The sequence below is a fragment of the Providencia sp. 2024EL-00732 genome, from assembly GCF_044006275.1.
Classification (GTDB): Bacteria; Pseudomonadota; Gammaproteobacteria; order Enterobacterales; family Enterobacteriaceae; genus Providencia; species Providencia huashanensis.
Genome location: NZ_JBIPDG010000011.1, coordinates 29,538 through 46,923, shown reverse-complemented (window position 1 = coordinate 46,923; position 17,386 = coordinate 29,538). Strand labels below are relative to the sequence as shown.

Sequence of the window (17,386 nt, the reverse complement as noted above, 5' to 3'; positions counted from 1 at the left end):
TTCAGCAGAGTATGTTTTAAATCCTATTAACAATTTATATAGACATATGTGAATAAATGCGATGATATTCTCTAAATTTGGTAATAAATTTGCTCAAAATTCAGGTATTTCATTATTAATGAAAGACTTGAATGAAGGCATAAGAACCCCAGGCTCCATAATGTTAGGGGGAGGGAACCCAGCTCATATCCCTGAAATGGACAAGTATTTCCAAGATCTGTTAACCGAAATGTGTGCTAATGGCCAATTGACGGACACTTTATGTAATTATGATGGTCCTCAAGGCAAAGATGCCATGTTGAAAGCGCTTGCTGCAACACTAAAAGCAAAACTAGGTTGGAATATTAGTGCGAAGAATATCGCTCTATCAAATGGTAGCCAAAGTGCGTTTTTCTACCTATTTAACTTGCTAGCTGGTCGCTTTGAAGATGGTATCACCCGTAAAGTTCTATTTCCTTTAGCGCCTGAATATGTGGGTTATGCGGATTCTGGGCTCGACGATGATTTATTTGTCGCCAACAAACCGCAAATTGAGTTTCTACCTAATGGTCAATTTAAATACCGTGTGGATTTCAATACACTAGAAGTCACTGATGATATTGGTGTTATTTGTGTTTCTCGTCCAACAAACCCAACTGGTAATGTAATTACCGATGAAGAAGTTGAACACTTAGATCAATTAGCTAAACAAAATAACATTCCACTATTAATAGATAATGCTTATGGTGTTCCTTTTCCAGGTATTATATTCAGTGAAGCCACACCATTTTGGAATGAAAATGTCATTCTATGTATGAGCTTATCTAAACTTGGTTTACCGGGGACTCGTTGCGGTATTATCATCGCGAATGAAGAAATCATAGAAGCTGTCAGTAACATGAATGGCATTATTAGCTTAGCTCCCGGTGGGATTGGGCCTGCCCTAGCTTTAGAGATGCTGAAAAAAGACGACCTTATATCGCTGTCCCAAAATGTCATAGGGCCTTTTTACAAACAACGTGTAGAAGAGGCAATTGACATCATTCGCCGTTATATCCCTGAAGATAAGTGCTTAATACATAAGCCTGAAGGGGCTATTTTCCTGTGGCTATGGTTTAAAGATTTACCTATTAATTGTTTAGAATTATACCAACGCTTGAAAAAACGGGGGGTCTTAATGGTTCCTGGCCACTACTTTTTTCCTGGTATCGAGCAAGATTGGCCACATGCACACCAATGTATGCGTATGAACTATGTTCCTGAACCCGCAAAAATTGAACAAGGCATTAAAATACTGGCTGAAGAATTAGAAAAAGCTTATCAAGAAGTCACTTCTTAAATTGAAGTAAAAAAAAGCCCTTTCAATGATAGAAAGGGCTAAAATTAGCGAGAACTCCGTAATTGAAATCAAATTTATTTTTCAATACGAATATCATTCAAAACTATTAAAACAGGTTTTAGACTTGGTGATTGCTTGAACAACGGTACTTTTTATCTCTATATATCGTGATACTAACTATTATTTTTTATGTACCTTATCAATCACAGCCCTTCTAACTCACCCTATCAAATTGAAAAATATATATTTATTTTATAAGAAAACGCTAAACTGCCCAAAATAAGATTGCAAGTAATTGAGGAGAAATAATCCTTAAAAACATCGCCAATGGATATACTGTCGCATAAGATAATGCAGGGGCACCACTCGTCGGGTGAATACCATTCGCAAATGCCAGTGCCGGAGGGTCAGTCATCGAACCCGCTAATACTCCACAAAGGCTTAAATAATTCATTTTGCCAAAAATTCGGGCAACGACCCCCGTAATAAATAAAGGCACAAACGTAATCAACAAACCATAGCCAATCCACGTTAACCCATCACCTTTAATTAAGGTATCAATAAACCCACCACCAGAATTTAGCCCCACCACAGCTAAAAACATCACAATACCGAGCTCCCTTAAAGCAAGGTTAGCGCTCGGTGGCATAAACCAATATAAGCGGCCAATAGTCCCTATCCGGCCTAAAATTAATGCGACAACCAGCGGCCCACCAGCTAAACCTAATTTAAGTGCGGCAGGAAAACCTGGTACAAAAACGGGAATAGACCCCAATACAACCCCAAGACCAATACCAAGAAAGACTGGAAGCATTTGTACTTGTTGAAGCTTTTGTTTCGCATTACCTAATAAAGCAGTCACCGCTTCAATAGATTCAGGCCGTCCAACAATATTTAGAATATCGCCAAACTGTAAAACTGAATTATTATTTGCCACCAAATCAATACCTGTACGATTTAGGCGTGTAACCACAACATCATATTTTTGTTTTAAATTTAGCTCTTTAAGCCGTTTACTTAGTACAGCATCATTGGTCACTACCACTCTGACAGAATGTAAAGTTGAATTTGATGTCGATAACGAGGCATCGACTTCTTCACCCAAAATTAAACGAACTTTGTTTAAATCTTCTTTCTGACCAACAACATGAAGTAAATCACCTAAGTGAATCTCTGTTGTTGGTTGAGGGACAACAAGCATATCGCCACGCTTTAACCTTGAACAAACAATGGCTTCACTACCAAGCAATGGAACATCTTGCATCATCAAACCATCAAGATTCGCGTTACGAATAGCAATGTTCATTGTTTGTAGGGCATCGCGCTGTTGAAAATTAGAGCTATTGAATGCAGACGCTTCTTTATCCACTGAAATTCGAAAGATAATTCGTACAAGCCACATCACCAATAAAATACCGCAAATCCCCATAGGATATGCCATGGCATACCCCATTCCCATTTGGTCAACAAGATTTGGGTCTGAGCCTAAATCTGTTAAAATTTGCTGCCCTGCCCCCAGAGATGGAGTATTGGTTACTGCGCCTGAGAAAATACCTAATATGATTGGCAAAGGAATATTAGCGACTTTATAAATAATTGCAGTTACAACAGCCCCTAATACAACGACCATCAATGCAAAGCCATTAAGCTTCAAGCCCGAAACTCGAAGCGAAGAGAAAAAACCGGGTCCAACTTGAATACCTATCGTGTATACAAAAAGTATTAAGCCAAACTCCTGAATAAAATGCAGCATGTCTTTATTGAGTTGTAAACCATAACTTTGAGCAAAGTGCCCAACGATGATCCCTCCAAAAAGGACACCTCCGATACCTAACCCAACATTACGGATTTTCCAATTACCAATCCATAATCCAAGCGCGGCAGCCAACGCCAACAAACTTACAGTAAGAGCTAATTCACTCATAGACCGCATCCTTTTGACGATAAGTAACCCATTACCTCAACCTAAATAGGCGAGAAAACATACTACTGAATCGATTATGCCAAATAGCACAGCAGTAATATGTGCCATAGAGCACAGTTCAGGATGAATTAAAATGGCTATTTATTTTGAGTTTTCAATCTGATAACAAATATAGAATAGTAAACCTTTATTCTTTAACGTTATTCACAGTCTATATAGATACACAAAGAATAAACAACCTCAGCTAATACTTAAAAATAATGCATTAACATAAAAAATATATCTTGTTAAATTCGATAATAATATCGCTCTGTCATTGTGAATTTTTTGTTTTTAGTTATTATAACTACAAGTTAGAACTAACAAACCAATTTAGGTTAACTAGCATATGTCGAGTTTAATTTCAGCACGGTTACTTACCCTTATAATACCGGTTATTTTAAGTGGTTGTTCAAGTATTATGACTCATGCCGGCCCTTCAGAAGGCTATTATCCGGGTTCTAAAAATAGTATTAAAATGATTAAAGATGATGAAACAGGTTGGGTTGTTAGGCCGCTACTTGCTATTGACCTTCCATTTTCTTTCATAATGGATACCCTTTTAATTCCATTAGACTATTCTAGGTCGAATAACGACTCAAAAGAAGATTCCCCCAAAAAGCGCTTGGAAGAATTAGATAAAAAAGCAATAAATTAATGAATTTATTTAATGTTACCTGTTTTTTAATGGTAATGACTTAATTTAAATAATTATATACCCACTAGTTTTATGGGATTTTTGTAAACTTAAAGGCAACTAACAACCTATTTTTTATAATAGTTTTGATTAGAATTATCTTTTTATTGGGTCAAAGTAATTAAACTATAGATGCTTATTTATATAGCCTAAATTAAATGTTATCTTCCTACTTTGACGAGAAATAACAACAGAATAAAATAAAGCAAATTATGAATAAAAAAGTTAACTAGAACATTTTTATTCATAATAATAGTGAATACCTTACTAAAATTTAACAAGATAACCCTGTTTCTACGATATAAATTTGCCTGAAACCATCTAGGTCACGCATAAAAGCAATCAGTTTATTGTTAGGAGAAAAAACAACAGCATCTGCTACTGGAGGTTGCTGGGTTCTCTCTGTTAATCTTTCTATAGCCCCAGATGCAACATGACAACGAACTACACTGTTATCCCAGATAAAAGCGATATACTCACCAGTGCTATCCCAATTAAATGCTGATTGAATTGGAGATAAGCTATGAGTAATTTGTAATATCCCCCCTGTAAGTGTATTTACTAAATATAACTGAGCATTACCGTGGTCGTCTGCCATCAAACAGGCGATTGATTGACCATTCGGTGAGGCTCTAAGCCAATGCCTTGGCTGCTTTGCTAGCCCTGGGAACTTTCTGTGATGTGTAAAGGTTAAACGCCTTTGAGACACCCCTTTTGGTGGAAAGGGCATCCGTGACTCCGTGCCTTGAATGGGGAACTCCCCTGCTATTGTGTATTTTTCAGGCTTTGCTGGGAGATCAACAAGATAAACCTCTGGCACAATGTCCCCATTTATAGAATGGGTATCACCAATAAATGCTAATGCCCTTTCTTGCCACTCCCCATTGCTTTTTTGATACCCTCTAACCCCGACCCACCCCTCTTCATATGCTCGGCTAATTTGATCGCTATTTGGCGCAGGCTCTAATGTGGTTTGCGTTACTACGCAACAGAAATAATCCCCATTATATTCCCTACAATGCTGTTTCACAGCGACCTCAACAGGCCCAGCTGGAACGGCTACCGCTACATTCCGTTGGTCTAATTTTGCATCTAATTCATGCATTACATGGTCGTTATAGGTAAAACTCAGCCATTTTCCATCAGGGCTAAAAACATGTACATGAGTGCCTCCCCTTAACGCCCCCACTAAATAAGGAGGTGTAATACACATGGCATCAATAGGATAGGCAACATTTAGCTGTTCATCATGAACGTATACTCCTCGACGATGATGAAAGTCATACTGCCAATGCTCATCTGGATATTCAGGGCCGTGTATAAAGGCATATTTGGCCGGTGAATTTGGGCTGACAGTAACAACACCGACATGAGCCCCGTGACTCGCACGATAAATCTCAACCAGTTGTAACGTATTTACATGAATTTTTTCTATCGATAAACCAGTAAAAGAGCTCCCGCTTGGACGGACATCATAAGCTAACCATTCGCTATCAGGCGTCCATACATTAATATTAGTCAGCTGATGACATCTATTATCATAGGTTAAACGTGTTTCTTTATAAGGTAATTTGCTATTCAATCTGTTATCCTTTGGCATCATTAACTATCACTATCGGATTACTTTAACTAATCTACCCTATTGAGTACTAGAAAATCTCAGTCGAGAAGTTATTAAAGTAATAATACCCTTTAGTAATAACCTTAGCATCGAATAAAACCATCATGTTATTAAGTGTACTTTATATCATTGGTATCACCGCCGAAGCCATGACTGGGGCGCTTGCTGCTGGTCGGAGAAAAATGGACGTCTTTGGCGTCATCATTATTGCATCTGCCACTGCGATTGGCGGTGGCTCCGTCCGTGATATTTTACTTGGTCACTACCCTCTTGGTTGGGTCGAACACCCAGAGTATATTCTGACTGTTGCTGGAGCCGCTATTGTAACAATTTGGATAGCTCCGATGATGAAACACTTAAGACGGTTATTTTTAATTTTGGATGCTATCGGGCTTATTGTTTTTTCTATACTTGGCGCTCAAATTGCGTTAGATATGAATTACAGCCCAATCATTGCAGCAATCGCCGCAGTGATTACTGGTGTTTTTGGTGGTGTTTTAAGAGACATGTTGTGTAATACCATACCTTTAGTGTTCCAAAAAGAAGTCTATGCGGGTGTCTCTTTTGCCGCTGCTTGGATTTACATCGGTTTGGTGCATACCCCACTCCCCAAAGATATTGTCGTTATCATTACCCTTGTTGTTGGCTTAAGTGCTAGGTTAATAGCAATTCGCTATCGCCTTGGGCTGCCCATTTTTAATTATGAAAGCCAAGATTAAATACCTCTATAACCAAACTTCTCGCCCCAAAGTGAGCTGAACGACGGGGCTCTGCCGTATGTTGAATAACAACTTTTGAGCGATTACTTACTCCCCATTAACAACACTAAATTAAGGGGAGTTTACTTGTCTACCCGCCAACACTTGTAGAATCAATTTGACTTCAGGCTCTGCTAACCATTTGCTAAGTTTTTTCTTTTGATTGGCGGTTAATTTCATTTTGTTAATCACAGATTGGTTATCCAACATTTTCAAATCAGTAATTCGCCCTATATATTCTTTTGGTAAAGGGATCGCTAGCCCCCTTAACCATGCAGAAAGTGGTTGGACACTGGCCAATCTTAATTGCTCAATTAATAACTGATTTCTTTTATTTTTAGGTAAACTATTTTGCCATGACTCTGATAGCCATGTTGTTAGCTGAGTGAGGTTATTATGAGTGACCCACTGCTGCCATGTTGCTTCACTGATCCCTTTCATATTTAATTGCTTACCTAACCAAACGAGCCTCGCAACAAACTGTTGCAGGCAAGACCTCGTATAAGTAAAACAAGTTAATGAGTGGAATTGTATAAAATTGGTGGTATCAGGATAAAGTCGTTCTTCTCGCCGCCAAACAACTTCTTCAATTTTCGGTGTCCCCAACCCTGAAAGGGAGACAAGGACTTTATCTCCGACTAACAAATCACGTTTTTTCCATGAAGACAGCGACCCTAGACTTACCCTAGAAATTTTTTTTGAATCAATCGTCACTGGGCTAATGACTGCGACAACACTGACCCGCCCTGTTCGACCTACTTTGAACTGTAATTCGACGATACCTGACAACGTGCTACGAAACGGGTATTTCCACGCTATCGCCCAACTATTTTGCTTAGCCTGCCAAGCCTGTGCGCTTGGGGCAGGGAAACTTTTTAATACTATGCCGTCGGTTACGAAAGGTAATTTACTTTGATAGTAATATTCACGTAATTGCTTAACATCAGCTTTACTTTCAATCTTATGGCTATATTGCTCTGCAAGTGGGAAGCCGATTTTAGAAAGTAATGACAGCTGTGTTTTGGGGTCAGTATTTCCCGATGGCCACGCCCAAATGAAAATGCCAATATTATTTTCATTGGATGTTGGCAAATTTTTTCGCATTAACCACCCAGCGACTTTATTTCTCGCATTCATTCCCCCATATTCTGCTTGAATATGTTCATGCATTTGCCAAAAAAGCTCCCCCTGAAGGATTAATGTCCCCTGATGTTTAATTTTTTTAGGTACTGTAGGGATAAAATCCGCTTTTGCTCGCCACTCTATGCCTTCAAGGTTATTACCTCTACTTATCATTGAAATAAGTTGCCCATTTTCATAAACCAAGCTGACTGCTACACCATCGATTTTTGGTTGAAGCCAAATATCCTTGCGTGTATTTATCCAGTTATAGACTTCTCGTTCATTAAGTTTTTTTAACCCTGTATGGGGGATTGGGTGTTTAGCCAATAACACTTTTTCAGGAAGAGGGACAGGGGGAAGTTTTTCTGAAAGCTGGCGACACCGCTGCATAGAGCGCCATAGGTTGAGTAATTGGTCATAGGCTTCATCACTAATTGGGCTACTACCTGATAACTGATAAGCCTGATCCCACTTCTGTAATTGTCCCCCTAACCTATTACTCTCTTGAGCTATTAAGGTGAGGTTTTTTGCTTCGCACAGTGGGTCAACTGAATGATTACTCGCCGCCTGCACCACATTTACACCAACCACTAACCCAACAATTAATTTGCTTAGCCTATAAACTAAAACCAATATATACCTACAGATAATAGAAAACATAAACATTCCTTGTCGTTATCCACCGATGACGGTGCCTTCATTTAGCTCTTTTCTACCCCCTTAAGCATGAAGCTATTTTTTGTAGCACTCATATCAAAATGCCGTTATTTGCAAAAGTCTTCGCAAAAAAAATGTGATTTTCATAAGTAAAAGACTAATTTCTGGCACCGGCTCACAACTTGATCACAAATTAAATATTTTTATCTAAAATTCATGGTTTATTGTTATCGCTGCATGTTAGCGCAAGTATGTGTATACTATGTCGGGTTTATCACCATCTTTTATGTTTAATCCTCGACTATTCAAGAAATCATCATGATACAAGGCACGTTATATATTGTTTCTGCGCCTAGCGGTGCGGGTAAATCAAGTCTCATTCAGGCTTTATTAAAAACACAACCATTGTATGACACTCAAGTTTCTGTTTCTCATACAACACGAGCAGCACGTCCTGGGGAAATTCATGGCGAACACTATTTCTTTGTATCTGAAGCTGATTTTTTAGGTATGGTCGAAAAAGGTGAGTTCTTAGAACATGCTTGTGTTTTTGGTAATTATTATGGAACGTCTAAACCTATCATCGAAGATGTCCTAAATAGCGGTGTCGATGTTTTTTTAGATATTGATTGGCAGGGAGCGCAACAAATTAGGGCAAAAATGCCTGAAGCCCGTAGTATTTTTATTCTCCCTCCATCAAAAGATGAGTTATATCGCAGGTTACGAGGCCGTGGGCAAGACAGCGATGAAGTGATTGAAAAACGGATGTCGCAAGCAGTAGGTGAAATTGAACATTTCAACGAGTATGATTACCTTATTGTTAATGATGATTTCAACACGGCATTAAGTGATTTACAATCTATCATCCGAACTGAACGTTTGAAATTAGAGCGCCAAGTTCAAAGACATGGTGCTTTAATCAGCAAATTACTAGCAGACTGAGAATAGTTTCAGTATCATATCAGGTCATTTTTTTATTTCTTTGGAGTAGCACACTTATGGCACGCGTAACTGTTCAAGACGCAGTAGAGAAAATTGGTAACCGTTTTGACCTCGTATTGGTCGCAGCACGTAGAGCTCGTCAGTTACAAACGGGCGGAAAAGACCCTTTAGTTCCTGAAGAAAACGATAAATATACTGTTATCGCGTTACGTGAAGTAGAAGAAGGCTTAATCAACGGTCACATTTTAGATGTGCGTGAGCGCCAAGAGCAGCAAGAGCAAGAAGCGGCTGAAATGCAGGCAGTTTCTGCAATCGCTGAAGGTCGTCGCTAATCACTAAGGTGGGTCTGCCTTGTATCTGTTTGAAAGCCTTAATTTAGTCATTCAAAAGTATCTCCCTAAAGAACAAGTTGAATTACTAAGAAAAGCCTATGTTGTCGCGCGGGATGCCCATGAAGGACAGACCCGCTCGAGTGGTGAGCCTTATATAACTCACCCAGTTGCTGTTGCTTGTATTCTTGCTGAAATGCGGCTGGATCATGAAACACTTATGGCAGCGCTACTTCATGATGTGATTGAAGATACTCCAGCGACATTCCAAGATATAGAAGAGCTGTTTGGTACCACGGTGGCCGGTTTGGTCGAAGGGGTATCCAAACTAGACAAGCTTAACTTTCGCGACAAAAAAGAAGCTCAAGCAGAAAACTTCCGCAAAATGATCATGGCGATGGTAAAAGACATCCGGGTCATTTTGATCAAACTGGCAGACCGCACTCACAATATGCGCACCTTAGGGTCTTTAAGGCCTGATAAACGCCGTCGCATTGCTCGTGAAACCCTTGAAATCTATAGCCCTTTAGCTCATAGATTGGGTATACATCATATAAAAACAGAGCTCGAAGAACTCGGTTTTGAAGCGTTATATCCTAACCGTTACCGCGTAATCAAAGAAGTGGTAAAAGCGGCTAGAGGTAACCGTAAAGAGATGATCCAAAAAATCCTCTCTGAAATTGACGGCCGCCTAACCGAAGCTGGTGTACCTTGCCGAGTCAGTGGGCGGGAAAAGCACCTTTATTCCATCTATCGTAAAATGCACCAAAAAGAGCAGCGTTTCCATTCCATCATGGATATCTATGCTTTCAGGGTTATTGTCAAAGATGTGGATACTTGCTACCGCGTGTTAGGCCAAATGCATAGTCTATATAAGCCACGTCCGGGGCGCATAAAGGACTATATTGCTATTCCTAAAGCTAACGGCTATCAATCGCTACATACCTCTCTAATTGGGCCTCACGGGGTACCTGTTGAAGTACAAATTCGTACTGAAGATATGGACCAAATGGCTGAAATGGGGGTTGCTGCACACTGGGCTTATAAAGAACAAGGTGAACAAGGCACTACAGCGCAAGTTAGAGCACAGCGCTGGATGCAAAGTTTGCTTGAATTACAACAAAGTGCGGGCAGTTCATTTGAGTTTATTGAAAGCGTTAAATCAGACTTATTCCCTGATGAAATTTACGTTTTTACACCGGAAGGGCGAATTGTTGAATTACCGACCGGAGCAACGCCTGTTGACTTTGCGTATGCCGTGCATACTGATATTGGCCATGCCTGCGTAGGCGCCCGTGTTGACCGCCAGCCTTATCCGCTATCACAGTCACTCACTAGTGGTCAAACTGTCGAAATCATTACTGCTCCTGGTGCGCGGCCAAATGCAGCTTGGCTTAATTTTGTCGTGAGTTCGAAGGCTCGCGCCAAAATACGCCAATTATTAAAGAATTTAAAACGTGAAGATTCTATCAACTTAGGTCGCCGTTTACTGAATCACGCTTTAGGAGCCGGAAATAAATTAGCGGATATCCCCCAAGGGAACATCGATGCTGAACTGGCACGCATGAAACTAAACTCAATTGATGACCTACTGGCAGAAATCGGGTTGGGGAATGCAATGAGCGTAGTCGTTGCCCGTAATTTACAAAATAACGCTCAAACGACACCGGAAGAACAACCTGTCGTAGAAAGTCGCAACAAATTATCAATCAAAGGGGCTGATGGCGTTTTAATTACTTTCGCCAAATGTTGCCGCCCTATTCCCGGCGACCCAATTGTCGCACATATCAGTCCCGGTAAAGGTTTGGTTATCCACCATGAATCTTGTCGCAATATACGCGGTTATCAAAAAGAACCCGATAAATTTATGCCGGTCGACTGGGATAACGACACTAATACCGATTTCATCGCTGAAATTAAAGTGGATATGATCAACCACCAAGGTGCTCTTGCAAACTTAACTGCCGCAATCAATGATGCAAACTCTAGTATTCAAAGTATGAATACTGAAGAAAAAGATGGTCGCGTGTATTGTGCCTTTATCCGCCTAACAACTAAAAACCGTGTTCAATTGGCGAATGTCATGCGTAAAATTCGTATCATGCCAGATGTCCTACGTGTTAGCCGAAACCGTAATTAACTACTATGAATGAACGCCGCTATCGCCGCATTTGCCAAATGATGGCGATGCGGCAACCCGACCTAACTCTCTGTCTTGAAGAAATTCACAAACCTCACAATGTTTCCGCTATTGTACGTAGCGCTGACGCCGTAGGGGTCCATCAAATTCATGCTATTTGGCCCGACCAACAGATGAGGCTCTCTGTCTCCTCAGCCGCGGGAAGCAATAGTTGGGTAAAAATCATTTCGCATCAATCAACTGAAAATGCGATTACCCAAATAAAATCACAAAATATGCAAGTTCTAGCAACCAACTTATCTGAGCATGCGGTTGATTTTCGCGAGATTGATTATACCCGTCCAACTTGTATTATGATGGGGCAAGAGAAAAAAGGAATTTCACAACAAGCTCTCACATTAGCGGATAGCCATATCATCATTCCAATGGCAGGCATGGTGCAATCTCTAAACGTTTCAGTTGCTTGTGCATTAATCCTATATGAAGCACAAAGGCAACGGCAGCAAGCGGGCATGTATGAACGCGAATACAGCCTATTATCGCCACATGAACAACAAGAATGGCTATTTGAAGGTGGCTACCCTGTACTGGCAGAGGTTGCTAAACGTAAAGGCCTTCCTCGTCCATTTATTAATGATCAGGGGCAGATTGAAGCTGATGACGAATGGTGGGTACAAATGCAGTTAACTGAAAAAATGAAAAGACGGCAATTTGGTTAAGGAAAAGGACATAATATGAATAATGGGCTACTTGATACCATTTCTCTGACCTCATTGCATGGAATTGGTGCAAGCCAGTCAGAAAAGATGCGTAAAATCGGTTTGAACACCGTTCAAGACCTGCTCCTCCATTTTCCTCTTCGCTACGAAGACCATACCCGCCTTTACCAAATCAAAGATCTTTTACCTGGAACTACAGCAACTATTACTGGCGAGGTGTTACAAACAAAAGTTGTCTTTGGACGACGAAGGATGATGACTTGCCTGATTACAGATGGAACCGGCAACCTTACCTTACGTTTCTTCAATTTTTCTGCGGCGATGAAAAACAACTTAGCCGAAGGGCGTCGGGTTACAGCTTATGGTGAAGTACGTCGAGGAAATACAGGCCCAGAAATTATTCACCCTGAATATAAAGTTTCTCAAGATGCCGATAATGTTACTTTACAAGAAAATTTAACACCGGTTTACCCCACAACAGAAGGGGTACGCCAAGCCACATTACGCAAAGTCATCGATCAAGCTCTTGCTCTGCTTAGTAATGGGAAAATTAAAGAACTACTTCCTGAAGAACTTAGCCGGGGGATGATTAGCTTACCAGACGCAATACGCCTGTTGCACACCCCTCCACCAAACGTCGCGTTGAGTGAACTGGAAAAAGGTCATCACCCAGCCCAAAAACGTTTAGTGCTTGAAGAGCTACTCGCTCACCACCTAAGTATGTTAGCGATCCGTGCAGGTAATGAGCGTCTGTATGCAGAGCCATTAATCAATAATGGTAAGCTAAAAACACAACTCTTAGCCCAACTTCCTTTTTCACCCACCAAGGCTCAAAATCGAGTTGTCAGTGAAATCGAAGCAGACCTTGCTAAAAACGCGCCTATGATGCGCTTAATTCAAGGTGATGTCGGGTCAGGGAAAACCCTTGTCGCGGCCTTAGCGGCTCTCTGTGCTATCGAGAATGGCAAACAAGTTGCCTTAATGGCACCTACCGAAATTTTAGCGGAGCAACATGCTAATACATTTAAGCAATGGTTCGAACCTTTAGGTATCAAAGTTGGCTGGCTCGCTGGGAAGCAAAAAGGTAAAGCACGCCAACAGCAACAAGAAGCGATAGCCAATGGTGAAGTGGCAATGGTTGTTGGGACGCATGCTATTTTCCAAGAACAAGTCAGCTTTAAAGCTTTAGGGCTGGTAATTATTGATGAACAACACCGCTTTGGGGTTCATCAGCGGCTCGCTCTGCGTGAAAAAGGCGAAAAACAAGGCTTCCACCCCCATCAATTAATTATGACCGCAACGCCCATTCCACGCACGCTAGCAATGACCGCCTATGCAGACTTAGATACATCAATTATTGATGAACTTCCACCGGGTCGAACACCTGTAACTACGGTTGCAATACCGGATACACGGCGTAATGATATTATCGAACGAGTTCGCCAAGCTTGTATCGAAGAAGGCCGCCAAGCCTATTGGGTATGCACTTTAATTGAAGATTCGGAATTATTAGAAGCTCAGGCCGCTCAGGTAACAAGTGAAGAATTAGCCCTAGCATTGCCTGAATTGAAAGTGGGTTTGGTACACGGTCGTATGAAACCCGCAGAAAAACAAAGCATCATGGCTGCTTTTAAAAATAATGAAATTCAGCTACTTGTTGCGACCACGGTTATTGAGGTCGGTGTAGACGTGCCTAATGCCAGTTTAATGATAATCGACAACCCTGAACGTTTAGGCCTCGCACAACTGCATCAATTAAGAGGGCGTGTAGGGCGAGGGGCTATCGCCTCCCACTGTGTATTACTCTATAAAACACCGTTAACTCACACCGCAAAGCAAAGGTTGCAAGTCTTACGAGACAGCAATGATGGTTTTGTGATCGCCCAAAAAGACCTTGAAATTCGCGGGCCTGGGGAGCTATTAGGGGCGAAGCAAACGGGTAATGCCGATTTTAAAGTCGCTGATTTATTACGCGACCAATATATGTTGCCAGAAGTGCAACGCATTGCTCGTCATATTCAGCAACACTACCCTGAAAACGCGCAGCAAATTATTGATCGCTGGTTACCAGAGCGGGAACAATATAGCCACGCTTAATTATTACATAGCAACCTATCATTATTGTTTATTCATATCTTAAAACGAAAATTGCCGTGAAAAATTTCACGGCAATACCTGCTTTACTTATTATTATTTAATCTATGTTATCCAGCAATCGTTGGAAATATCGGTAGCAATAGATACAGTTTAATCACGATTGCATTAACGATATCAATAAAGAATGCTCCAACCATTGGCACTACTAAGAATGCTAGGTGAGATGGGCCTAGCCTATCTGTTACCGCCTGCATATTTGCAATTGCAGTCGGTGTTGCACCAAGACCGAAGCCACAATGACCCGCAGCTAAAATAGCAGCATCATAATTTTTGCCCATCACTCGGAAGGTGACAAAAATCGCATACCCTGCCATAACACAAGCTTGAACAGCCAAAATAACTATCATCGGAATTGCCAATGATGCTAATTCCCATAATTTTAAGCTCATTAATGCCATTGCTAAGAATAATGAAAGGCTGACGTTCCCCATGACGGAAACCGCGCGATCAAATACACGGTAAAAACCCAGCAATGATAAGCTATTACTTAAAATCACACCGACAAACAGCACACACACAAATTTCGGTAACGCGAACACTGTGTCCGCTAATAAACCTGCAATATAGCTTCCCACCAGCAAACAGATAGCAATTAATGCAATAGTTTCAATTAAAACCATTGAAGTGATCATTCGCCCTGATTGCGGTTTTTCAAATGCGCTAGGAACGTCTTTATCATCGTCAGTATTTCCCGGCGTTGGGATATTTCGAGTTAAGAAGCGAGCAACAGGCCCACCGATTAACCCACCCAGAACCAAACCAAACGTTGCACAAGCCATAGCAACTTCTGTTGCACTCTGGAAACCGTAACTCTCGGTAAAAATTTTACCCCATGCCGCACCAGTACCATGACCACCGGATAAAGTTACAGAACCCGCTAACAGCCCCATTAATGGGTCTAGGCCAAGTAACTCAGCAAGAGCAATACCCACCGTGTTTTGAACAAGCAGTAACCCTACAACAACAAAAATGAAAATAAACAATGCCTTACCACCTGCCTTCAAACTCGCTAAGTTAGCATTTAGGCCGATTGTGGCAAAAAATGCCAGCATCATTGGTTCTTGCAGTGATAAGTCAAAAGAAAGGCTCCAGTCAAATAATTGCTTCAGCAATAAAAGACTAAAAGCGACTAACAACCCGCCCGCAACGGGCTCTGGGATAGTGTATTTTTCAAGAAAGGGAACTGATTTTACCAGTTTACGCCCAAGCAATAATACTAAGGTAGCAGCTACTAGCGTACCGTAGACATCGAGATGATACATTTACGTACCTCGTCTGTTGTTAAAATTATTAAAAACCAATAAGACGTTAATATCTTCCTTAAAACGCCAAAAGCAGGTTATAGGATTAGAAAAAAAAACTGTTATAAATACAAGTTAAAAGATATAAAAATGTGACAGCGTTATTTAACTATCGTATAAAACTTTTTCTGCGCAAACGATTGCTTTTTAATTTCGCCGCATTACAATGCGTTTTTTGGTGGGGGAAATGAAGGCAATGAATACTGCAACGTCTGAAAAACAAACTACAGAAGCAACCATACAAACACAAAGTGAGCTTATCTATAAATTAGAAGACAAACCACCGCTACCACAGGCTCTGTTTGCCGCGGGGCAACACCTTCTGGCTATGTTTGTAGCTGTTATCACGCCAGCAATGTTAATTTGCCAAGCGCTTGGGCTACCAGCTCACGACACCCAACGTATTATTAGTATGTCCTTATTCGCTTCAGGGATTGCTTCTTTAATTCAAATTAGAGCATGGGGCCCTATTGGTTCAGGTTTACTTTCTATTCAAGGCACCAGTTTTAACTTTGTTGCACCTTTAATCATGGGCGGAGTCGCACTAAAGCAAGGTGGGGCAGATATTCCCTCAATGATGGCAGCACTATTTGGTACTTTACTCGTTGCCGCACTTACTGAAGTGATTCTTTCCCGCTTCTTACATTTAGCTCGCCGCGTCATCACACCGTTAGTGTCTGGTGTTGTGGTCATGATCATCGGGTTATCGTTAATTCAAGTTGGCCTAACATCCATCGGTGGTGGCTACGGTGCAATTAGCGACAATACCTTCGGTTCCCCCGATTATTTAATTTTAGCGGGAGTGGTACTCGCCGTTATTATTTTATTAAATCGCCAGAAAAACCCGTACTTACGTGTTGCTTCACTCGTCATTGCCATGGCTGTCGGCTATATTGTTGCTTGGTGGATGGACATGTTGCCAACTGCGCAACCAGCAGAAGCTAACCAAGCGATAATTACCGTACCAGAACCGTTTTATTATGGGTTATCATTTGATTGGAACCTACTCGTCCCACTTATTCTTATTTTTATGGTGACCTCTTTAGAAACGATTGGTGATATCACTGCGACTTCGGATGTATCAGAACAACCCGTTCGTGGTCCTTTGTATATGAAACGTATTAAAGGTGGGGTGCTCGCTAATGGTTTAAACTCAATGGTTTCTGCTGTATTTAATACCTTTCCGAACTCCTGCTTTGGGCAAAATAACGGGGTGATCCAGTTAACAGGGGTCGCTAGCCGCTACGTCGGTTATATCGTCGCCTTAATGCTCGTATTGCTAGGTTTATTCCCTGCTGTTGCAGGCTTTGTACAGCAAATCCCTGAACCTGTTCTGGGTGGCGCGACCATCGTGATGTTCGGCACTATCGCCGCGTCAGGTGTACGTATTGTGTCTAGAGAGCCATTAAATCGTCGAGCAATCATGATAATCGCCCTTTCACTTGCGGTAGGAATGGGGGTCTCACAGCAACCTCTGATCCTACAATTTGCGCCCGACTGGCTAAAAACCTTATTTTCTTCTGGAATTGCTGCCGGTGGTTTAACTGCAATTGTTCTGAATTTAGTCTTTCCCCTCGAAAAATAAGCTTTCATTTTAACCGTCAGAGTTGAATATTCTGGCGGTTCTTCTGTATGCTATCCTTAAACTGCCGCGATATTAAA

13 protein-coding genes are annotated in these 17,386 nt (G+C 41.1%); 9 read left to right on the top strand and 4 right to left on the bottom strand.

Annotation, left to right across the window (positions count from 1 at the left end):
* Positions 1-61: 61 nt before the first annotated feature.
* On the top strand, positions 62-1,318 hold the full coding sequence (locus ACHB7C_RS16105) for a valine--pyruvate transaminase (protein WP_042847666.1): 1,257 nt from the start codon (positions 62-64) through the stop codon (positions 1,316-1,318).
* Between the two features lie 265 nt (positions 1,319-1,583).
* Here the strand turns inward: ACHB7C_RS16105 and ACHB7C_RS16100 are convergent, their stop codons facing one another.
* The gene (locus tag ACHB7C_RS16100) at positions 1,584-3,242 is read right to left on the bottom strand and encodes a putative transporter (RefSeq protein WP_042847668.1); all 1,659 of its coding nucleotides are present in this window, start codon (positions 3,240-3,242) and stop codon (positions 1,584-1,586) included.
* A gap of 388 nt (positions 3,243-3,630) precedes the next feature.
* Here ACHB7C_RS16100 and ACHB7C_RS16095 point away from each other — a divergent pair, with 388 nt between their 5' ends.
* Positions 3,631-3,939: a YceK/YidQ family lipoprotein gene (locus tag ACHB7C_RS16095; RefSeq protein ID WP_166685436.1), complete on the top strand. Its 309-nt coding sequence runs from the start codon at positions 3,631-3,633 to the stop codon at positions 3,937-3,939.
* Between the two features lie 313 nt (positions 3,940-4,252).
* Here the strand turns inward: ACHB7C_RS16095 and ACHB7C_RS16090 are convergent, their stop codons facing one another.
* The gene (locus tag ACHB7C_RS16090) at positions 4,253-5,581 is read right to left on the bottom strand and encodes a DUF3748 domain-containing protein (protein WP_198861075.1); all 1,329 of its coding nucleotides are present in this window, start codon (positions 5,579-5,581) and stop codon (positions 4,253-4,255) included.
* A 122-nt stretch (positions 5,582-5,703) separates the two neighbouring features.
* On the opposite strand from ACHB7C_RS16090, the gene ACHB7C_RS16085 reads away from it, so the two are divergent.
* Positions 5,704-6,318, top strand: a complete 615-nt coding sequence (locus tag ACHB7C_RS16085) for a trimeric intracellular cation channel family protein (RefSeq protein WP_042847674.1) — start codon at positions 5,704-5,706, stop codon at positions 6,316-6,318.
* Positions 6,319-6,429: 111 nt separating this feature from the next.
* Here ACHB7C_RS16085 and ligB read toward each other — a convergent pair whose 3' ends face one another.
* Positions 6,430-8,139 (bottom strand): NAD-dependent DNA ligase LigB, encoded by a 1,710-nt coding sequence (gene ligB, locus ACHB7C_RS16080; RefSeq protein ID WP_210790061.1) that lies wholly within the window; start codon positions 8,137-8,139, stop codon positions 6,430-6,432.
* A 315-nt stretch (positions 8,140-8,454) separates the two neighbouring features.
* Here ligB and gmk point away from each other — a divergent pair, with 315 nt between their 5' ends.
* From gmk to recG, 5 genes are read left to right on the top strand one after another with little or no spacing between them, the layout of a single operon-like run.
* Positions 8,455-9,078 carry a guanylate kinase gene (gmk, locus tag ACHB7C_RS16075; protein WP_187550772.1) on the top strand — a complete coding sequence of 208 codons (624 nt, stop codon included), beginning with the start codon at positions 8,455-8,457 and terminating at the stop codon, positions 9,076-9,078.
* 56 nt (positions 9,079-9,134) lie between these two features.
* Positions 9,135-9,410, top strand: coding sequence for a DNA-directed RNA polymerase subunit omega (rpoZ, locus tag ACHB7C_RS16070; protein WP_004262665.1), 276 nt, complete (start codon positions 9,135-9,137; stop codon positions 9,408-9,410).
* Positions 9,411-9,429: 19 nt separating this feature from the next.
* The gene (gene spoT / locus ACHB7C_RS16065) at positions 9,430-11,547 is read left to right on the top strand and encodes a bifunctional GTP diphosphokinase/guanosine-3',5'-bis pyrophosphate 3'-pyrophosphohydrolase (protein WP_042847681.1); all 2,118 of its coding nucleotides are present in this window, start codon (positions 9,430-9,432) and stop codon (positions 11,545-11,547) included.
* Between the two features lie 5 nt (positions 11,548-11,552).
* Positions 11,553-12,266, top strand: coding sequence for a tRNA (guanosine(18)-2'-O)-methyltransferase TrmH (gene trmH, locus ACHB7C_RS16060; RefSeq protein WP_166685433.1), 714 nt, complete (start codon positions 11,553-11,555; stop codon positions 12,264-12,266).
* Positions 12,267-12,281: 15 nt separating this feature from the next.
* Positions 12,282-14,363 carry an ATP-dependent DNA helicase RecG gene (recG, locus tag ACHB7C_RS16055; RefSeq protein ID WP_042847683.1) on the top strand — a complete coding sequence of 694 codons (2,082 nt, stop codon included), beginning with the start codon at positions 12,282-12,284 and terminating at the stop codon, positions 14,361-14,363.
* 107 nt (positions 14,364-14,470) lie between these two features.
* Here recG and gltS read toward each other — a convergent pair whose 3' ends face one another.
* On the bottom strand, positions 14,471-15,685 hold the full coding sequence (gene gltS / locus ACHB7C_RS16050; RefSeq protein WP_042847684.1) for a sodium/glutamate symporter: 1,215 nt from the start codon (positions 15,683-15,685) through the stop codon (positions 14,471-14,473).
* Positions 15,686-15,920: 235 nt separating this feature from the next.
* On the opposite strand from gltS, the gene ACHB7C_RS16045 reads away from it, so the two are divergent.
* Positions 15,921-17,309: a uracil-xanthine permease family protein gene (locus tag ACHB7C_RS16045; RefSeq protein ID WP_042847810.1), complete on the top strand. Its 1,389-nt coding sequence runs from the start codon at positions 15,921-15,923 to the stop codon at positions 17,307-17,309.
* The last annotated feature ends 77 nt before the right edge of the window (positions 17,310-17,386 follow it).